This is a genomic window from Variovorax sp. GW821-FHT10C12 (assembly GCF_059415405.1).
In genome coordinates this window covers 1,858,661-1,872,712 of sequence record NZ_JBWKNE010000001.1, presented here as the reverse complement: position 1 = coordinate 1,872,712, position 14,052 = coordinate 1,858,661, and the positions used below count along the sequence as shown (strand labels likewise).

The window sequence follows — 14,052 nt, the reverse complement described above, 5'->3', positions numbered from 1 at the left end:
GACATCTTGTCAGGGAGCGGAGGACGGCGCCGGCACCTGCGCTTCGGCGGGCACCGGGGGCGGCGTGACGCCGTTCGGCGTGGAGGTCGAGGCCGCCGGGGCGACGACGGTGCTGGTCGGTGCGGGCGCGCGTTCCGTTGCTGCGGGCGACGTTGCCGGCGAATTCACCACGACGGCCGCCGGCGGCAGCACGGGCGTGGGGAGCGTGGCCGGCACGATGCGGGGCGTGTGCTGTCCGGGCGGCGTGACGGCCGGCACGGGCACGAGTTTTTGCGAGGAAACCGGGCGCACCGGCACGGCGGCGCCGCGCGGCTTGGGCGGTGCGCGCTCGGCGAGCTTGCGCTTTTCTTCTTCGCTCAGTGCCTGGTACTGCTCCCACTTGAGCCGGCGCTCGTCGGCGGGAACCCGCTTGACCTCGGCGAAGTTCAGGCGGGCCTGGGTGCGCTGCTGGTTGCTCAGTGCCGCCCACTCGATCATGCGGCTGTGCAGCGTGACCTGGTCGTCGGCGGGCATGTTCGCGTAGTTGCGCGACAGGGCCAGCCATTTGCGCTTTTGGCCGACGTTCAGCGTGTTCCAGTGCAGGGCCAGCGGCTTCAGTGCGTATTGCTGCTCGGTGCTCAGGTCGCTCCAGAGGGGCCTGGTCGTGGTGGCGACGCCCTTGGGGCTTGCTGCGCCATTGGTGCCTGCGGCGTGCGTGGCGGGCTTGGTGGCTTCGGGCAGCGTCTGAGCATCGGCCAGTGTCAGGCCGAAGACGGCGGCTGCCAGCGCACCCGCCCAAACGACGGCGCCCGCCGGGAGCGGGCGCAACGGAAGCAGGGCTTTCGCACGGGAAACGGAGCGGCGTCGCATTCGGTCGGGCAAGGTGTTCAGTCGGAGGCGCTGTCGGACTTCAGGAATTGGGCGAAGCCGGGATCGGTGTAGGCGGCGGGCGGCAGGTCGCCCGTCAGCAGGGCCGAGTCGACCTCGGCGAGTTCGCTGGCGCGGTCGTCGTCCTGCATCACGCTGATGGTGATCAGGCCGGCCACCAGGGCGATCAAGGGCACCACGGAACCGATGCGGGTCCACCAACTGCCGCCCAGCGTGACCGTGTGGCCCGACTGGACCGCGACGGGCGCCGTGCGCAGCTGCGGGGCCAGCTTGCGCGCAGCCACGGCCTGCGAGCGAGCCACGCGCAGGCGTTCGCTGATGTCGTGCGGCAACGCTTGATTGCCGTCCGACAGCCGGGCCGCCAGCCGTTGGCCGAAGCGGTCTTCTGCAGCGTTGGATTGAGAGGTTGGAACCTTGGTATTCATAGCGATATTCCCTTGGCTTTGAGCGCCTTGCTCAGAGCGTGGACGGCTCGCGAACAATGGGTTTTGACGCTGCCCTCGGAGCAGCCCATCGCGGCGGCCGTCTCTGCGACGTCCATTTCCTCCCAGTAACGCATCAGGAAAGCCTCGCGTTGACGGCCGGGCAAAGCCGCGATCTGTTCTTCGATTTCGTGAAAGACCTGGCTGCGGCGGGTGGTGTCTTCGGCGCTCTCCGATTCTCTGGAGTCGGTGGGCGAGACAAAGTTCTCCAGCAGGTCGAAATCCTCGCCGTTATCGGCCGGTTCGAAGTCGCTGAGGTTGGAGAAAAGGGCCCGGCGGGTTTTCTGGCGGCGGAACCAGTCGAGCGTGCAGTTCGACAGGATGCGCTGGAACAGCATTGGCAGTTCCTCGACAGGCTTGTCGCCGTAGTGCTGCGCCAGCTTCATCATGCTGTCCTGCACGATGTCCAGGGCCGCTTCTTCGTCCCGCACGTGATAGACCGAGCGCTTGAAGGCCCGTCGTTCGACGCTTTTCAGGAAGTCGGAGAGTTCGTGTTCAGTAGCCAAATGAGAGGGGGCGGCGGGACGCGCCGCGTGGGGAGGATGTTTGGCGAACGCTCATGTTTTTATGCCGCGGATTATGCCTTTGTGCCAAGACAGGGCACCTGAAGCGAGTCTGAACGCGCCGGTAGTGTCATAATCCGCCTTGCAAGTCAAAAGGCAAACGGGTCACGGTCCGGCGGAACATCAGTCCGCTCATGGCTTTGGCCTCAAGTCCTGGCGCGGCCCCACAAGGGCTGGCAAGGGGCACCCAAGGTTTTTCGTTCCCGAAAAAACACAAAGGTTGATCATGGAAATCTCGAAGGCGGAACTCGCTTCCGCAGCAGCCGCGTCCTCTGGCGCCGGCAACACCACGCAAGAACTCATGGGCGCTGAAGTGCTGGTCAAGGCACTGCAGGCCGAAGGCGTCCAGTACATCTGGGGCTACCCGGGCGGCGCGGTTCTCTACATCTACGACGCGTTCTACAAGCAGGACACCATCCAGCATGTGCTGGTGCGCCACGAACAGGCCGCCGTCCACGCAGCCGACGGCTATGCGCGCGCCACCGGCGAAGTCGGCGTGGCCCTGGTCACCTCCGGTCCCGGCCTGACCAATGCGGTCACTGGCATCGCGACGGCGTACATGGATTCGATCCCGATGGTGATCATTTCCGGCCAGGTGCCGACGGCCGCCATCGGCCTCGACGCCTTCCAGGAATGCGACACGGTCGGCATCACGCGCCCCATCGTCAAGCACAACTTCCTCGTCAAGGATCCGAAGGATCTGGCCATGACGATGAAGAAGGCCTTCCACATCGCACGCAGCGGTCGTCCCGGCCCCGTGGTGGTGGACGTGCCGAAGGACGTGTCCTTCAAGAAGGTTCCGTACAGCGGCTATCCCGACAAGGTCGAGATGCGCTCGTACAACCCGGTGCGCAAGGGCCACGGCGGGCAGATCCGCAAGGCGCTGCAACTGCTGCTGGCGGCCAAGCGCCCCTACATCTACACCGGCGGCGGCGTGCTCCTGGGCAATGCCACGAACGAGCTGCGCACGCTGGTCGACATGCTGGGGTACCCGGTCACGAACACGCTGATGGGCCTGGGCGCCTATCCGGCGAGCGACCGCAAGTTCCTGGGCATGCTGGGCATGCACGGCACCATCGAAGCCAACAACGCGATGCAGAACTGCGACGTGCTGTTGGCCGTGGGCGCGCGCTTCGACGACCGCGTGATCGGCAACCCGAAGCACTTCGCGCAGAACGAACGCAAGATCATTCACGTCGACATCGACCCGTCGAGCATCTCCAAGCGCGTGAAGGTCGACATCCCGATCGTCGGCGACGTGAAGGACGTGCTCACCGAGCTGATCTCGATGATCCGCGAGAGCACCGCCAAGCCCGACGCTGGCGCGCTGGCCGACTGGTGGAAGACCATCGAAAGCTGGCGCTCGCGCGACTGCCTCAAGTACGACCGCGACAACAAGGACGTGATCAAGCCGCAGTTCGTGGTCGAAACCCTCTGGAACATGACCAAGGACGCCGACACGTACATCACGTCGGACGTCGGCCAGCACCAGATGTGGGCTGCCCAGTACTACCGCTTCGACGAGCCGCGCCGCTGGATCAATTCGGGTGGCCTGGGCACCATGGGTGTGGGCATTCCCTACGCCATGGGCATCAAGCTCGCCAAGCCCGACTCGGAAGTGTTCACCATCACCGGCGAAGGTTCGGTGCAGATGTGCATCCAGGAACTCTCCACCTGCCTGCAGTACAACACGCCGATCAAGATCTGCTCGCTCAACAACCGCTACCTGGGCATGGTGCGCCAGTGGCAGGAGATCGAATACTCCGGCCGCTACAGCCACAGCTACATGGACGCGCTGCCCAACTTCGTGAAGCTCGCCGAGGCCTATGGCCACGTCGGCATGCTGATCGAGCGTCCACAAGACGTGGAGCCGGCGCTGCGCGAGGCGCGCAAGCTCAAGGACCGCACGGTGTTCATGGATTTCCGTACCGACCCCACCGAGAACGTGTTCCCGATGGTCAAGGCCGGCATGGGCATCACCGAGATGCTGCTGGGTTCCGAAGATCTCTGATCCGGAACATTCGTTCGTTCAACCTTTACTGACGAATCTATTGCCCGCCAAGCCCGCGCATTACCGTGCACGGGGGAGGGCGGCGAAAGCGAAAGCTTCCGCGTAGGCGAAAAGAGGAGTCACGCCAACATGAAACACATCATTGCAGTGCTGCTGGAAAACGAGCCGGGTGCTCTTTCCCGCGTGGTGGGCCTGTTCTCGGCCCGTGGCTACAACATCGAATCGCTGACCGTGGCGCCGACCGAGGATGCAAGCCTCTCGCGCATGACCATCGTCACCACCGGCTCGGACGACGTGATCGAGCAGATCACCAAGCACCTGAATCGCCTCATCGAGGTCGTGAAGGTGGTCGACTTGACCGAAGGTGCCTACACCGAGCGCGAGCTCATGATGGTGAAGGTGCGTGCGGTGGGCAAGGAACGCGAGGAAATGATGCGCATGGCGGAGATCTTCCGTGGCCGCATCATCGACGTGACCGACAAGAGCTACACCATCGAGCTCACCGGCGATCACGGCAAGAACGACGCTTTTCTCGAAGCGATCGACCGCAGTGCCATTCTGGAGACGGTTCGCACCGGCGCCAGCGGCATCGGACGCGGCGAACGCATCCTGCGGGTCTGACACCATGATTCGGAGCTCAGTCGTTGCCCGTTCGGGCTGAGCTTGTCGAAGCCTCCGCGCAAGCGGGGACTGCATTGAGCCCTTCGACAGGCTCAGGACGAACGGCACAACAACACACTGCAACTCGCATATCTATCTGGAGAACATCATGAAGGTTTATTACGACAAGGACGCGGACCTGAGCCTCATCAAGGGCAAGACGGTTGCCATCATCGGTTACGGCTCGCAAGGTCATGCGCACGCGCAGAACCTGAACGACAGCGGCGTCAAGGTCGTGGTCGGCCTGCGCAAGGGCGGCGCTTCGTGGGACAAGGTCGGCAAGGCCGGCCTGCAGGTCGCTGAAGTCGCTGACGCCGTGAAGTCGGCCGACGTCGTCATGATCCTGCTGCCCGACGAGCAGATCGCCGCCGTCTACAAGAACGACGTGGCCCCGAACATCAAGGAAGGCGCTTCGCTCGTCTTCGCGCACGGCTTCAACGTGCACTACGGCTTCGTGCAGCCGCGCGCCGACCTCGACGTGTGGATGGTCGCTCCGAAGGCTCCGGGTCACACCGTGCGCGGCACCTACACGCAAGGTGGCGGCGTGCCGCACCTGATCGCGGTGCACCAGGACAAGAGCGGCAAGGCGCGCGACCTCGCGCTGAGCTACGCCACCGCCAACGGCGGCGGCAAGGCCGGCATCATCGAGACCAACTTCCGCGAAGAAACCGAGACCGACCTGTTCGGCGAACAAGCGGTTCTGTGCGGCGGCACGGTCGAGCTGATCAAGGCCGGTTTCGAAACGCTGGTGGAAGCCGGCTACGCGCCTGAAATGGCGTACTTCGAATGCCTGCACGAGCTGAAGCTGATCGTCGACCTGATCTATGAAGGCGGCATCGCCAACATGAACTACTCGATCTCGAACAACGCCGAATACGGCGAGTACGTCACGGGCCCGCGCATCGTGACCGACGAGACCAAGAAGGCCATGAAGAAGGTCCTGCAGGACATCCAGACCGGCGAATACGCCAAGAGCTTCGTGCTCGAAGCTGCTGCCGGCCAGCCAGTGCTGATCAGCCGCCGTCGCCTGAACGCTGAGCATCAGATCGAAGTCGTCGGCGAAAAGCTGCGCGCGATGATGCCCTGGATCAAGAAGAACAAGCTGGTCGACCAGACCCGAAACTGATCTTCAGAGGCAAGAGCCAACAGGGTGCTTCGGCACCCTGTTTCGGAGGGCCACCCGTCGCGGTGGCCCTTTTGTTTGAAGGGGAGCGCACAGGTCCCCTGAACTACACTGCGAAGCATGCGATTCACAGACCAAGATGCTATCGAATGGATAGCTGATCGGGCAGTTCCCACGAGGGACGGAGGCCATTTCAATGCATGACGACACGCTCCCCGACGATGTGCAGCCGCGCAAGCGTCGCAAGGGCATCTACATCCTGCCGAACCTGTTCACGCTGGCGGCGTTGTTCGGCGGCTTCTACTCGGTCGTGATGGCCATGAACGCGCGCTTCGATCTCGCGGCGCTCGGCGTGTTCGCCGCGATGATCCTCGACAGTCTCGACGGCCGCGTCGCGCGCATGACCAACACGCAGAGCGCATTCGGCGAGCAGATGGACTCGTTGTCCGACATGGTGTCGTTCGGTGCCGCGCCCGCGCTCATCGCGTATGAGTGGTCGCTCAAGGGGCTGGGACGTTGGGGCTGGATTGCCGCCTTCGTGTACTGCGCCTGCGCGGCCCTGCGGCTTGCGCGCTTCAACGTCAACACGGGCGTGGTCGACAAGCGCTGGTTCCAGGGGCTGCCGTCGCCAGCGGCGGCGGCGCTCGTGGCCGGCTTCATCTGGCTCATGACCGAGTGGGGCAAGCGCGGCGGCGAGGTGCTGTATCTCTCGTGGACGCAGATCACGTGGATCACTTTTGCGTTCACGCTCTATGCCGGACTCTCGATGGTCACCAATGCGCCGTTCTACAGCTTCAAGGACGTCCAGATGAAGAAGAGCGTGCCCTTCGTCGTGATCGTGCTGATCGCGCTGGGCATTGCGGTCATCAACATCCATCCGCCAACAGTGTTGTTCAGCCTCTTCGTGGCCTATGGCCTGAGCGGCTACGTGGTGTACGCGTGGCGCAAGGCCAAGGGCCAGCCGGTGAGCGTGATCAGCACCTCGACCGAAGAGCCCGACGAGCGGGGGCTGCACAACTGAAGCCCCGGGCCTTCACAGGCCCGCGAAGGCTGTGCTACATTCGCAACCCTCATGACCAAGATTTCGCTGCTGGCCCTACTAGCCCTCCCTCACGGGCGGAGACGGTAGCGCACGCGCTAATCCTTCATCACGGCCCGTTCGCACCAGCAACGGGCCGTTTGTCTTTTGGGGTTGCTGGTTGAGTTCCAACCATCACAGAGAAATCGACATGCTCAAGCAACCTCAAGCCAAATACCGCGCATTCGCCCCGATCGGTCTCAAGGACCGCACCTGGCCCGACGCCGTGCTGACCAAGGCCCCGATCTGGCTGTCGACGGACCTGCGCGATGGCAACCAGGCCTTGGTCGAACCCATGGACATCGCGCGCAAGATGCGCATGTTCGAAACCCTCGTGGCCATCGGCTTCAAGGAAATCGAAGTCGGCTTTCCCTCGGCGTCGCAGGTCGAATTCGACTTCGTGCGCAAGCTCATCGAGGAAGACCGCATTCCCGACGACGTGACGATCCAGGTGCTCACGCAGGCGCGCGACCACCTCATCGAACGCACCTTCGAAGCGTTGCAGGGCGCGCCGCGCGCCATCGTCCACCTCTACAACGCCGTCGCGCCCGTGATGCGCCGCGTGGTGCTCGGCATGGACGAAGACCAGATCGTCGAACTCGCAAGCAGCCATGCGCGCATGTTCAACGACTTTGCCGCCAAGCAGCCGGCCACGCAGTGGACCTTCCAGTACTCGCCCGAAATGTTCTCGGGCACCGACGTGGTCTTCTCCAAGCGCGTGGTCGACGCGGTCACCGAAGTGTGGGCACCGACGCCCGAGCGCAAGTGCATCGTCAACCTGCCCACCACGGTGGAGCATTCCACGCCGAACATCTTCGCGGACATGATCGAGTGGATGCACCGCAACCTCGCGCGTCGCGACTCGATCGTGCTGTGCGTGCACCCGCACAACGACCGCGGCACCGGCACGGCCGCCGGTGAGCTGGCCTTGATGGCTGGCGCCGAGCGCATCGAAGGCTGCCTCTTCGGCAACGGCGAACGCACCGGCAACCTCGACCTCGTGAACGTCGCGCTCAACCTCTACACGCAGGGCGTCTCGCCCGAACTCGATTTCTCGAACATCGACGAGATCCGCGCCACGGTCGAGCACTGCAACCAGATTCCCGTGCATCCGCGCCATCCGTATGTAGGCGACCTTGTCTATACCTCGTTCTCGGGCTCGCACCAGGACGCGATCAAGAAGGCGTTCGCCGCGCGCAAGGACGGCGACATCTGGGACATCCCGTACCTCCCCATCGACCCGAAGGACGTGGGCCGCAGCTACGAAGCCGTGATCCGCGTGAACAGCCAGTCGGGCAAGGGCGGCATGGCCTACCTGCTCGAGAGCGAGTACGGCCTCGAGATGCCGCGCCGCCTGCAGATGGAATTCATGCAGGTCGTGCAGCGTGTGATGGACGTGGGCGGAAAAGAGCTCACTGCCGCCGACCTCTGGCAGATCTTCGTGAACGAATACGGCATCGAGACCGCCAAGGCCTTGCAGCACCGCGTGATCCAGGAAGAAGGCGAGGGCGCCGAGGCCACGGTGGTGCTGCGCGGCGATCTGCCGTGGGACGGTGAAACGCGCGCCATCGAAGGACGCGGCAATGGCCCGATCGACGCCTTCACGCAGGCACTGAGCCAGGCCACCGGCCACACGGTGCGCGTCATGGACTATCACCAGCACGCCATCGGTGCGGGCGCCGACGCCAAGTCGGTGGCTTACCTCGAGCTGCGCGTCGACGAGTCGCAGACCCTGTTCGGCGTCGGTATCGACGCGAACGTGATCTCGGCCTCGCTGAAGGCGATCGTGTCGGGGGTGCAGCGGGCCAGGGGCCGGGGCGCGCGCAGCGCACAATCGGTGGCTGAAGTCGCCTGACGCACCGGCACCAGCCGCACGCGCAAGGTGGGAACGAACCAAGGAGATCCACGATGACCGACCAACTCATTATTTTCGACACCACCTTGCGCGACGGCGAGCAGTCGCCCGGCGCCTCGATGACGCGCGACGAAAAACTGCGCATCGCCAAACTGCTGGAGCGGCTCAAGGTCGACGTCATCGAAGCGGGCTTTCCGGCCAGCTCGAACGGCGACTTCGAGGCCGTGAAGGCCATTGCCAATGCGATCAAGGACTCGACGGTGTGCGGCCTCTCGCGTGCCAATGACCGCGACATCGCACGCGCGGCCGAAGCTCTGAAGGGCGCGGCGCGCGGACGCATCCACACCTTCATCGCGACCTCGCCCCTGCACATGGAGAAGAAGCTGCGCATGTCGCCCGACGAGGTGCATGAGCAGGCCAAGCTGGCCGTGCGCTTCGCGCGCAACCAGATCGCCGACGTCGAGTTCAGCCCCGAAGACGGCTACCGCAGCGACCCGGACTTCCTGTGCCGCGTGCTCGAAACCGTGATCAACGAGGGCGCCACCACCATCAACGTGCCCGACACCGTCGGCTACGCCATCCCCGAGCTGTACGGCAACTTCATCAAGATGCTGCGCGAGCGCATTCCCAACAGCGACAAGGCGATCTGGTCGGTGCATTGCCACAACGACCTCGGCATGGCCGTGGCGAACTCGCTGGCCGGCGTGAAGATCGGCGGTGCGCGCCAGGTCGAGTGCACGATCAACGGCCTGGGCGAGCGCGCGGGCAATTGCTCGCTCGAAGAAGTGGTCATGGCCGTGAAGACGCGCAGGGACTACTTCGGGCTCGACCTGAACATCGACACCCAGCACATCGTGGCCGCGAGCCGCATGGTGAGCCAGACCACGGGCTTCGTGGTGCAGCCCAACAAGGCCGTGGTGGGCGCCAACGCGTTCGCGCACGCCTCGGGCATCCACCAGGATGGCGTCCTCAAGGCACGCGATACCTACGAGATCATGCGGGCCGAAGACGTGGGCTGGAGCGCCAACAAGATCGTGCTGGGCAAGCTGAGCGGTCGCAACGCCTTCAAACAGCGCCTGCAGGACCTGGGCGTGACGATGGAGAGCGAAACCGAGGTCAACGCCGCGTTCTCGCGCTTCAAGGAACTGGCCGACCGCAAGTCCGAAATTTTCGACGAAGACATCCTGGCGCTGGTCAGCGCGGAAGAGTTGTCAAACGTTGGTGAACAGTTTGCTTTCGTCTCTCTTTCCCAGCACAGCGAAACCGGCGAGCGGCCCCAGGCCAGGATCGTGTTCACGATCCAGGGCAAGGAAGTCACCAGCGAATCCGATGGCAACGGGCCCGTCGATGCGTCCCTCAAGGCCATCGAGGCCCACGTCAAGAGCGGCGCTGAGATGGTTCTTTACTCTGTCAATGCCATCAGTGGCTCGACGGAAAGCCAGGGAGAAGTTACAGTCCGGTTACAAAACGCAGGGCGGGTGGTCAACGGTGTGGGTGCAGACCCAGACATCGTGGTCGCTTCGGCAAAGGCTTATTTGAGTGCGCTCAACAAGTTACAGAGCCAAGCTGAGAGAGTGGCGGCACAAGGTTAGGTTTTGAGGCGTTCCTTGGTATTCGAATGAAGAAGGGGATGCAAGTAACTGATATTGCGTGCCTTTTTTGATTTCGATACACTGCGGTCCTCGTTTGTTGCCGCTGGAGATTTATTGATGCCTGAAACCCGTCTACGTCGAGTTTCCATCCAGCGGTTCCTACCCGCCTTCAAGTTCCTCGCCGTGGCGCTGTGCGCCTCGGCGTTTTTGCTGCCTGGCGCCCAGGCCGCGAAGAAGGAAAAACCAGCTGCTGCCAAGTCCGCCGTCGCCAAAAAGGCGAAGGCGCCCGCCGAAACCAAGCAGCGCAATGCGTCCGCTTCCAAGGTGGCGCGCGGCGGTCGCGCCGAGCAGGCCGACAAGGTCGTGCGCGGTGGCCGCAACGTCGTGGCCACCATCCACAAGAAGAACGGCAAGACCGTCGTCGCCGTGCAGCGCCGTTCGGTGGTGCGCGTCGAAACGCCCGCCCGCCAGTCCTTCGGCCAGATGGCCGGCCTGCACAGCACCGACGACGCTCTCGACCTGAAGTCGAGCGTCGCTCTGGTGATCGACCAGGACACCCACGAAGTGCTGTTCAGCAAGAACGACCACGCCGTGCTGCCGATCGCCTCGCTCACCAAGCTCATGACCGGTCTGCTGATCAGCGAGGCCCATCTGCCGAACGACGAACTCATCACCATCACGCAGGACGACGTCGACACCGAAAAGGGCAGCCGTTCGCGCCTGACCGTCGGCACCACGCTGTCGCGCGGCGAGCTGCTGCACCTGGCGCTGATGTCCAGCGAAAACCGCGCGGCGCACGCACTGGGCCGCACCTACCCGGGCGGCCTCACGACCTTCGTGAGCATCATGAATGCCAAGGCCCGCATGCTCGGCATGAAGGACACGCGCTACGTGGAGCCCACGGGCCTGTCCAGCCGCAACCAGTCGAGTGCGCAAGACCTGGCGCTGCTGGTCAATGCAGCCTATTCCGACGCCACGGTGCGTTCGCTGTCCACCTCGCCGGAATACCAGGTCGAGGTCGGCAACCGCGTGCTGCAGTTCAACACCACCAACCGCCTCGTGAAGAGCCCGGAATGGGACATCGGCCTGCAGAAGACTGGCTACATCTCCGAAGCCGGCCAGTGCCTCGTGATGCAGGCCAAGGTGGCCGGGCGCAAGCTGATCATGGTGTTCCTGGATTCGGCCGGCAAGTTCAGCCGCATCGCCGACGCCGAGCGGGTTCGCCGCTGGGTCGAGGCCACGCATGCCGTGTCAGGGCCGCGCGGCTTCCAGGTCGCTGGCTAACTGAGCAGGGCGGCCGTTCAGCGGCCTGCTTGCAGCCCTCGTGAAGGGCGAACCGGCTGTGACTCGCTGGGATGGAGAGGAAAAGAGTCGAAAGCAAACGGGCGCTCAGGCGCCCGTTGTCACGTTTGCGCCCGACGCAGGCGTTGCGGCCATGCCGTCCTTGAAGCCCAGTGCGCCCGAGATTTCGTTGGCAGTCGCCTGCAGCTTGGGCAGCCAGCCTTCGTCCAGGCGATCGGCCGGTGCCGAGATCGACAGGCCCGCCACCAGCTTGCCCTGGTCGTCGTAGATGCCGGCGGCCATGCAGCGCACGCCCAGTTCCAGTTCTTCGTTGTCGCGTGCGATGCCGTACTGGCGCGCCTTCGACAGCTCGCGCTCGAGTGCGGGCAGCTGGGTGATGCTGTTGCGGGTGTGGCCGGCCAGGCCGGTGCGCGTGGCGTAGCTGCGCACGCGCTGCGGGTCGTCGGCGGCCAGGAACAGCTTGCCGGTCGAGGTCAGGTGCAGGGCGGCACGGCCACCGATGGCACGCACCACCTGCATGCCCGAACGCTCGCTGTAGGCGCGCTCGATGTACACGATCTCGTCGCCCTGGCGCATGCTGAGGTTGACCGGCTGCTGCGTGAGCTTGTGCAGCTCGCGCATCGGACCCAGGGCCGCGTCGCGCACGTTCAGCCGGCCCTTGACCAGGTTGCCCAGCTCCAGCAGGCGCATGCCGAGGCGGTAGCTGCCGGCTTCGGGGCGGTCGACGAAGCGGCCGACTGCGAGGTCATTGAGGATGCGGTGCGTGGTCGACGGGTGCAGCCCCGTCTTTTCGCTGATTTCCTTCAGCGAGATCGCTTCTTCGCGCGAGGCCAGGACATCGATCAGCGAGAACATGCGCTCGATGACCTGGATGACGGGAGTGGCGGGAACGTCGGATAGGTTTTTTCTCATGGCGCAATGCGGTGATGACCGTGCGCCATTTTACCTTGTGAAATCGCTCGGTGCCTGCCAGTGGCCGTCCACCAACACTTCGTGCGGGGAAAAGCGCGCTTTGTAGTGCATCTTGGGGCTGCGCTCGATCCAGTAGCCCAGATACACGTGCGGCAGCCCCAGCTTGCGGGCCTGCTCGATCTGCCACAGCACGCTGTAGGTGCCGTAGCCGGCGCCGTCCTCGGGCTCGTAGAAGGTGTAGACGGCCGAGATGCCGTCGCTGAGCACGTCGAGGATCGACACCATCTTCAGCGCGCCCGGGCTGCCGTCGGGCAGGGTTTCGCGGAATTCGACCAGCCGCGAGTTGACGCGGCTTTGCAGCAGGAACTGCGTGTACTGGTCGATGCTGTCGTGGTCCATGCCGCCGCCCGAGTGGCGGCCGGTCTGGTAGCGCAGGTAGAGCTGGTAGTGCTCGGGCACGAAGCACAGCTTGAGCACGCGCGCCTGCAGGTCGGCGTGCTGCTTGGCGGTGCGGCGTTGGCTGCGGTTCGGCTTGAAGCTGTGCGCCAGCACGCGCAGCGGGATGCAGGCGCGGCAGCCGTCGCAATAGGGCCGGTAGGTGAACATGCCGCTGCGCCGGAAGCCGCTGAGCACCAGGTCGGAGTAGGCGTCGTTGTGGATCAGGTGGCTGGGCGTGGCCACCTGCGAGCGGGCCTGGCGATCCGGCAGGTAGCTGCAGGGATAGGGCGCCGTCGCGTAGAACTGCAGCGTGTGAAGCGGAAGATCCTTGAGGTGCGTCACGTCACGTCACGTCGAAAGAGGAGGTCGCTCGGAAAGGAGTTCGGACCAGTATACGGGGTCGAATTGCCACTGCGGGCCCTCCTGTTTTCGGGCCTGGGCCACGTGCGCGACGAAGCGCGCGCGCGGCATTTCGCGGGCGCCCAGGCTGGCCAGGTGCGCGGTGTTCTGCTGGCAGTCGATCATCGCGATGCCGGCGCGCCGGCACAGCGCGACCAGGCCGGCCAGCGCGATCTTCGAGGCGTCCGGGCGGCGCGTGAACATCGATTCGCCGAACACGGCCCGGCCCAGCGCCACGCAGTAAAGCCCGCCCGCCAACTCGCCGTCGATCCAGGTTTCGACGCTGTGGGCGTGCCCGGCGCGGTGCAATTGCGTATAGGCCTTCACCATGTCCGGCACGATCCAGGTGCCCGACTGGCCGGCGCGCGCCGACTGCGAGCACGCCTGGATCACCGTTCCAAAATCGTGATCGATGCGCAGCTCGCAGCCAGGGGTCGCGGCAAAGCGGCTCAGGGTCTTGCGCAGCGAGCGATGCAGCCGGAAGTCGTTCACCCGCAGCACCATGCGCGGGTCGGGGCTCCACCACAGGATGGGCTGGTCGTCGCTGAACCAGGGGAAAACGCATCGGCCGTAGGCCTGCATCAAAGTATCGACATCGAGCGATCCGCCGGCCGCCAGCAGGCCGGGCACGGGGTCTCTTTCGTCCCATGCCGATGCGGGGTCGGGCAGTGTGTCTCCGGGTTCGAGCCAAGGCAGTTGTCGCATGGTTGCAGGTATACACGGCTTCTCGCAACGCCCGCCACTTGAGGGAAAATCCCGCTCACACGGGA

General features: G+C 64.5%; 13 protein-coding genes. 7 read left to right on the top strand and 6 right to left on the bottom strand.

Annotated elements, in window-relative coordinates; all coding sequences use genetic code 11:
- Positions 1 to 9: 9 nt before the first annotated feature.
- Genes AC07OH_RS08865 through AC07OH_RS08855 form a run of 3 tightly spaced genes read right to left on the bottom strand, consistent with a single transcriptional unit; the run spans position 10 to position 1,855 of the window.
- Positions 10 to 849: a DUF3106 domain-containing protein gene (locus tag AC07OH_RS08865; RefSeq protein WP_495300331.1), complete on the bottom strand. Its 840-nt coding sequence runs from the start codon at positions 847 to 849 to the stop codon at positions 10 to 12.
- A gap of 17 nt (positions 850 to 866) precedes the next feature.
- On the bottom strand, positions 867 to 1,292 hold the full coding sequence (locus AC07OH_RS08860; RefSeq protein ID WP_489061481.1) for a DUF3619 family protein: 426 nt from the start codon (positions 1,290 to 1,292) through the stop codon (positions 867 to 869).
- Entirely contained in the window at positions 1,289 to 1,855 is a 567-nt protein-coding gene (locus tag AC07OH_RS08855; RefSeq protein WP_489061480.1) for an RNA polymerase sigma factor, read from the bottom strand. Before AC07OH_RS08855 ends, AC07OH_RS08860 begins: the two co-directional genes overlap by 4 nt.
- Before the next feature lie 283 nt (positions 1,856 to 2,138).
- Between AC07OH_RS08855 and AC07OH_RS08850 the strand changes: the two genes are divergently transcribed.
- The 7 genes from AC07OH_RS08850 (at position 2,139) to AC07OH_RS08820 (ending at position 11,515) form a co-directional block, all read left to right on the top strand.
- Positions 2,139 to 3,923 (top strand): acetolactate synthase 3 catalytic subunit, encoded by a 1,785-nt coding sequence (locus AC07OH_RS08850; protein WP_495300330.1) that lies wholly within the window; start codon positions 2,139 to 2,141, stop codon positions 3,921 to 3,923.
- A 129-nt stretch (positions 3,924 to 4,052) separates the two neighbouring features.
- Positions 4,053 to 4,544 (top strand): acetolactate synthase small subunit, encoded by a 492-nt coding sequence (gene ilvN / locus AC07OH_RS08845; protein WP_013540983.1) that lies wholly within the window; start codon positions 4,053 to 4,055, stop codon positions 4,542 to 4,544.
- Positions 4,545 to 4,692: 148 nt separating this feature from the next.
- Complete coding sequence (gene ilvC, locus AC07OH_RS08840; protein ID WP_062478069.1) at positions 4,693 to 5,709, top strand: ketol-acid reductoisomerase; 1,017 nt, start codon at positions 4,693 to 4,695, stop codon at positions 5,707 to 5,709.
- Positions 5,710 to 5,902: 193 nt separating this feature from the next.
- Positions 5,903 to 6,727 carry a CDP-diacylglycerol--serine O-phosphatidyltransferase gene (gene pssA / locus AC07OH_RS08835; protein ID WP_056580207.1) on the top strand — a complete coding sequence of 275 codons (825 nt, stop codon included), beginning with the start codon at positions 5,903 to 5,905 and terminating at the stop codon, positions 6,725 to 6,727.
- Positions 6,728 to 6,935: 208 nt separating this feature from the next.
- On the top strand, positions 6,936 to 8,639 hold the full coding sequence (gene leuA / locus AC07OH_RS08830) for a 2-isopropylmalate synthase (RefSeq protein WP_495300329.1): 1,704 nt from the start codon (positions 6,936 to 6,938) through the stop codon (positions 8,637 to 8,639).
- A gap of 53 nt (positions 8,640 to 8,692) precedes the next feature.
- A complete protein-coding gene (locus tag AC07OH_RS08825; protein WP_495300328.1) occupies positions 8,693 to 10,231 on the top strand; it encodes a 2-isopropylmalate synthase in 1,539 nt (512 codons plus the stop codon).
- Positions 10,232 to 10,348: 117 nt separating this feature from the next.
- Positions 10,349 to 11,515 carry a serine hydrolase gene (locus AC07OH_RS08820; RefSeq protein WP_062478078.1) on the top strand — a complete coding sequence of 389 codons (1,167 nt, stop codon included), beginning with the start codon at positions 10,349 to 10,351 and terminating at the stop codon, positions 11,513 to 11,515.
- A 105-nt stretch (positions 11,516 to 11,620) separates the two neighbouring features.
- Here the strand turns inward: AC07OH_RS08820 and AC07OH_RS08815 are convergent, their stop codons facing one another.
- From AC07OH_RS08815 to aat, 3 genes are read right to left on the bottom strand one after another with little or no spacing between them, the layout of a single operon-like run.
- Entirely contained in the window at positions 11,621 to 12,445 is an 825-nt protein-coding gene (locus AC07OH_RS08815) for an IclR family transcriptional regulator (RefSeq protein ID WP_070060913.1), read from the bottom strand.
- Positions 12,446 to 12,475: 30 nt separating this feature from the next.
- Positions 12,476 to 13,225, bottom strand: a complete 750-nt coding sequence (locus tag AC07OH_RS08810) for an arginyltransferase (RefSeq protein ID WP_062478083.1) — start codon at positions 13,223 to 13,225, stop codon at positions 12,476 to 12,478.
- Positions 13,226 to 13,231: 6 nt separating this feature from the next.
- The gene (gene aat, locus AC07OH_RS08805; protein ID WP_495300327.1) at positions 13,232 to 13,987 is read right to left on the bottom strand and encodes a leucyl/phenylalanyl-tRNA--protein transferase; all 756 of its coding nucleotides are present in this window, start codon (positions 13,985 to 13,987) and stop codon (positions 13,232 to 13,234) included.
- Positions 13,988 to 14,052: the final 65 nt, after the last annotated feature.

What these genes read in the sequence shown, in the direction of transcription:
- pssA (WP_056580207.1), top strand. Translation starts at nt 5,903, where the DNA reads ATGCATGACGACACGCTCCCCGACGATGTGCAGCCGCGCAAGCGTCGC.
- aat (WP_495300327.1), bottom strand. Translation starts at nt 13,987, where the DNA reads ATGCGACAACTGCCTTGGCTCGAACCCGGAGACACACTGCCCGACCCC.
- leuA (WP_495300329.1), top strand. Translation starts at nt 6,936, where the DNA reads ATGCTCAAGCAACCTCAAGCCAAATACCGCGCATTCGCCCCGATCGGT.
- AC07OH_RS08850 (WP_495300330.1), top strand. Translation starts at nt 2,139, where the DNA reads ATGGAAATCTCGAAGGCGGAACTCGCTTCCGCAGCAGCCGCGTCCTCT.
- AC07OH_RS08860 (WP_489061481.1), bottom strand. Translation starts at nt 1,292, where the DNA reads ATGAATACCAAGGTTCCAACCTCTCAATCCAACGCTGCAGAAGACCGC.
- AC07OH_RS08825 (WP_495300328.1), top strand. Translation starts at nt 8,693, where the DNA reads ATGACCGACCAACTCATTATTTTCGACACCACCTTGCGCGACGGCGAG.
- AC07OH_RS08865 (WP_495300331.1), bottom strand. Translation starts at nt 849, where the DNA reads ATGCGACGCCGCTCCGTTTCCCGTGCGAAAGCCCTGCTTCCGTTGCGC.
- ilvC (WP_062478069.1), top strand. Translation starts at nt 4,693, where the DNA reads ATGAAGGTTTATTACGACAAGGACGCGGACCTGAGCCTCATCAAGGGC.
- AC07OH_RS08815 (WP_070060913.1), bottom strand. Translation starts at nt 12,445, where the DNA reads ATGAGAAAAAACCTATCCGACGTTCCCGCCACTCCCGTCATCCAGGTC.
- AC07OH_RS08820 (WP_062478078.1), top strand. Translation starts at nt 10,349, where the DNA reads ATGCCTGAAACCCGTCTACGTCGAGTTTCCATCCAGCGGTTCCTACCC.
- ilvN (WP_013540983.1), top strand. Translation starts at nt 4,053, where the DNA reads ATGAAACACATCATTGCAGTGCTGCTGGAAAACGAGCCGGGTGCTCTT.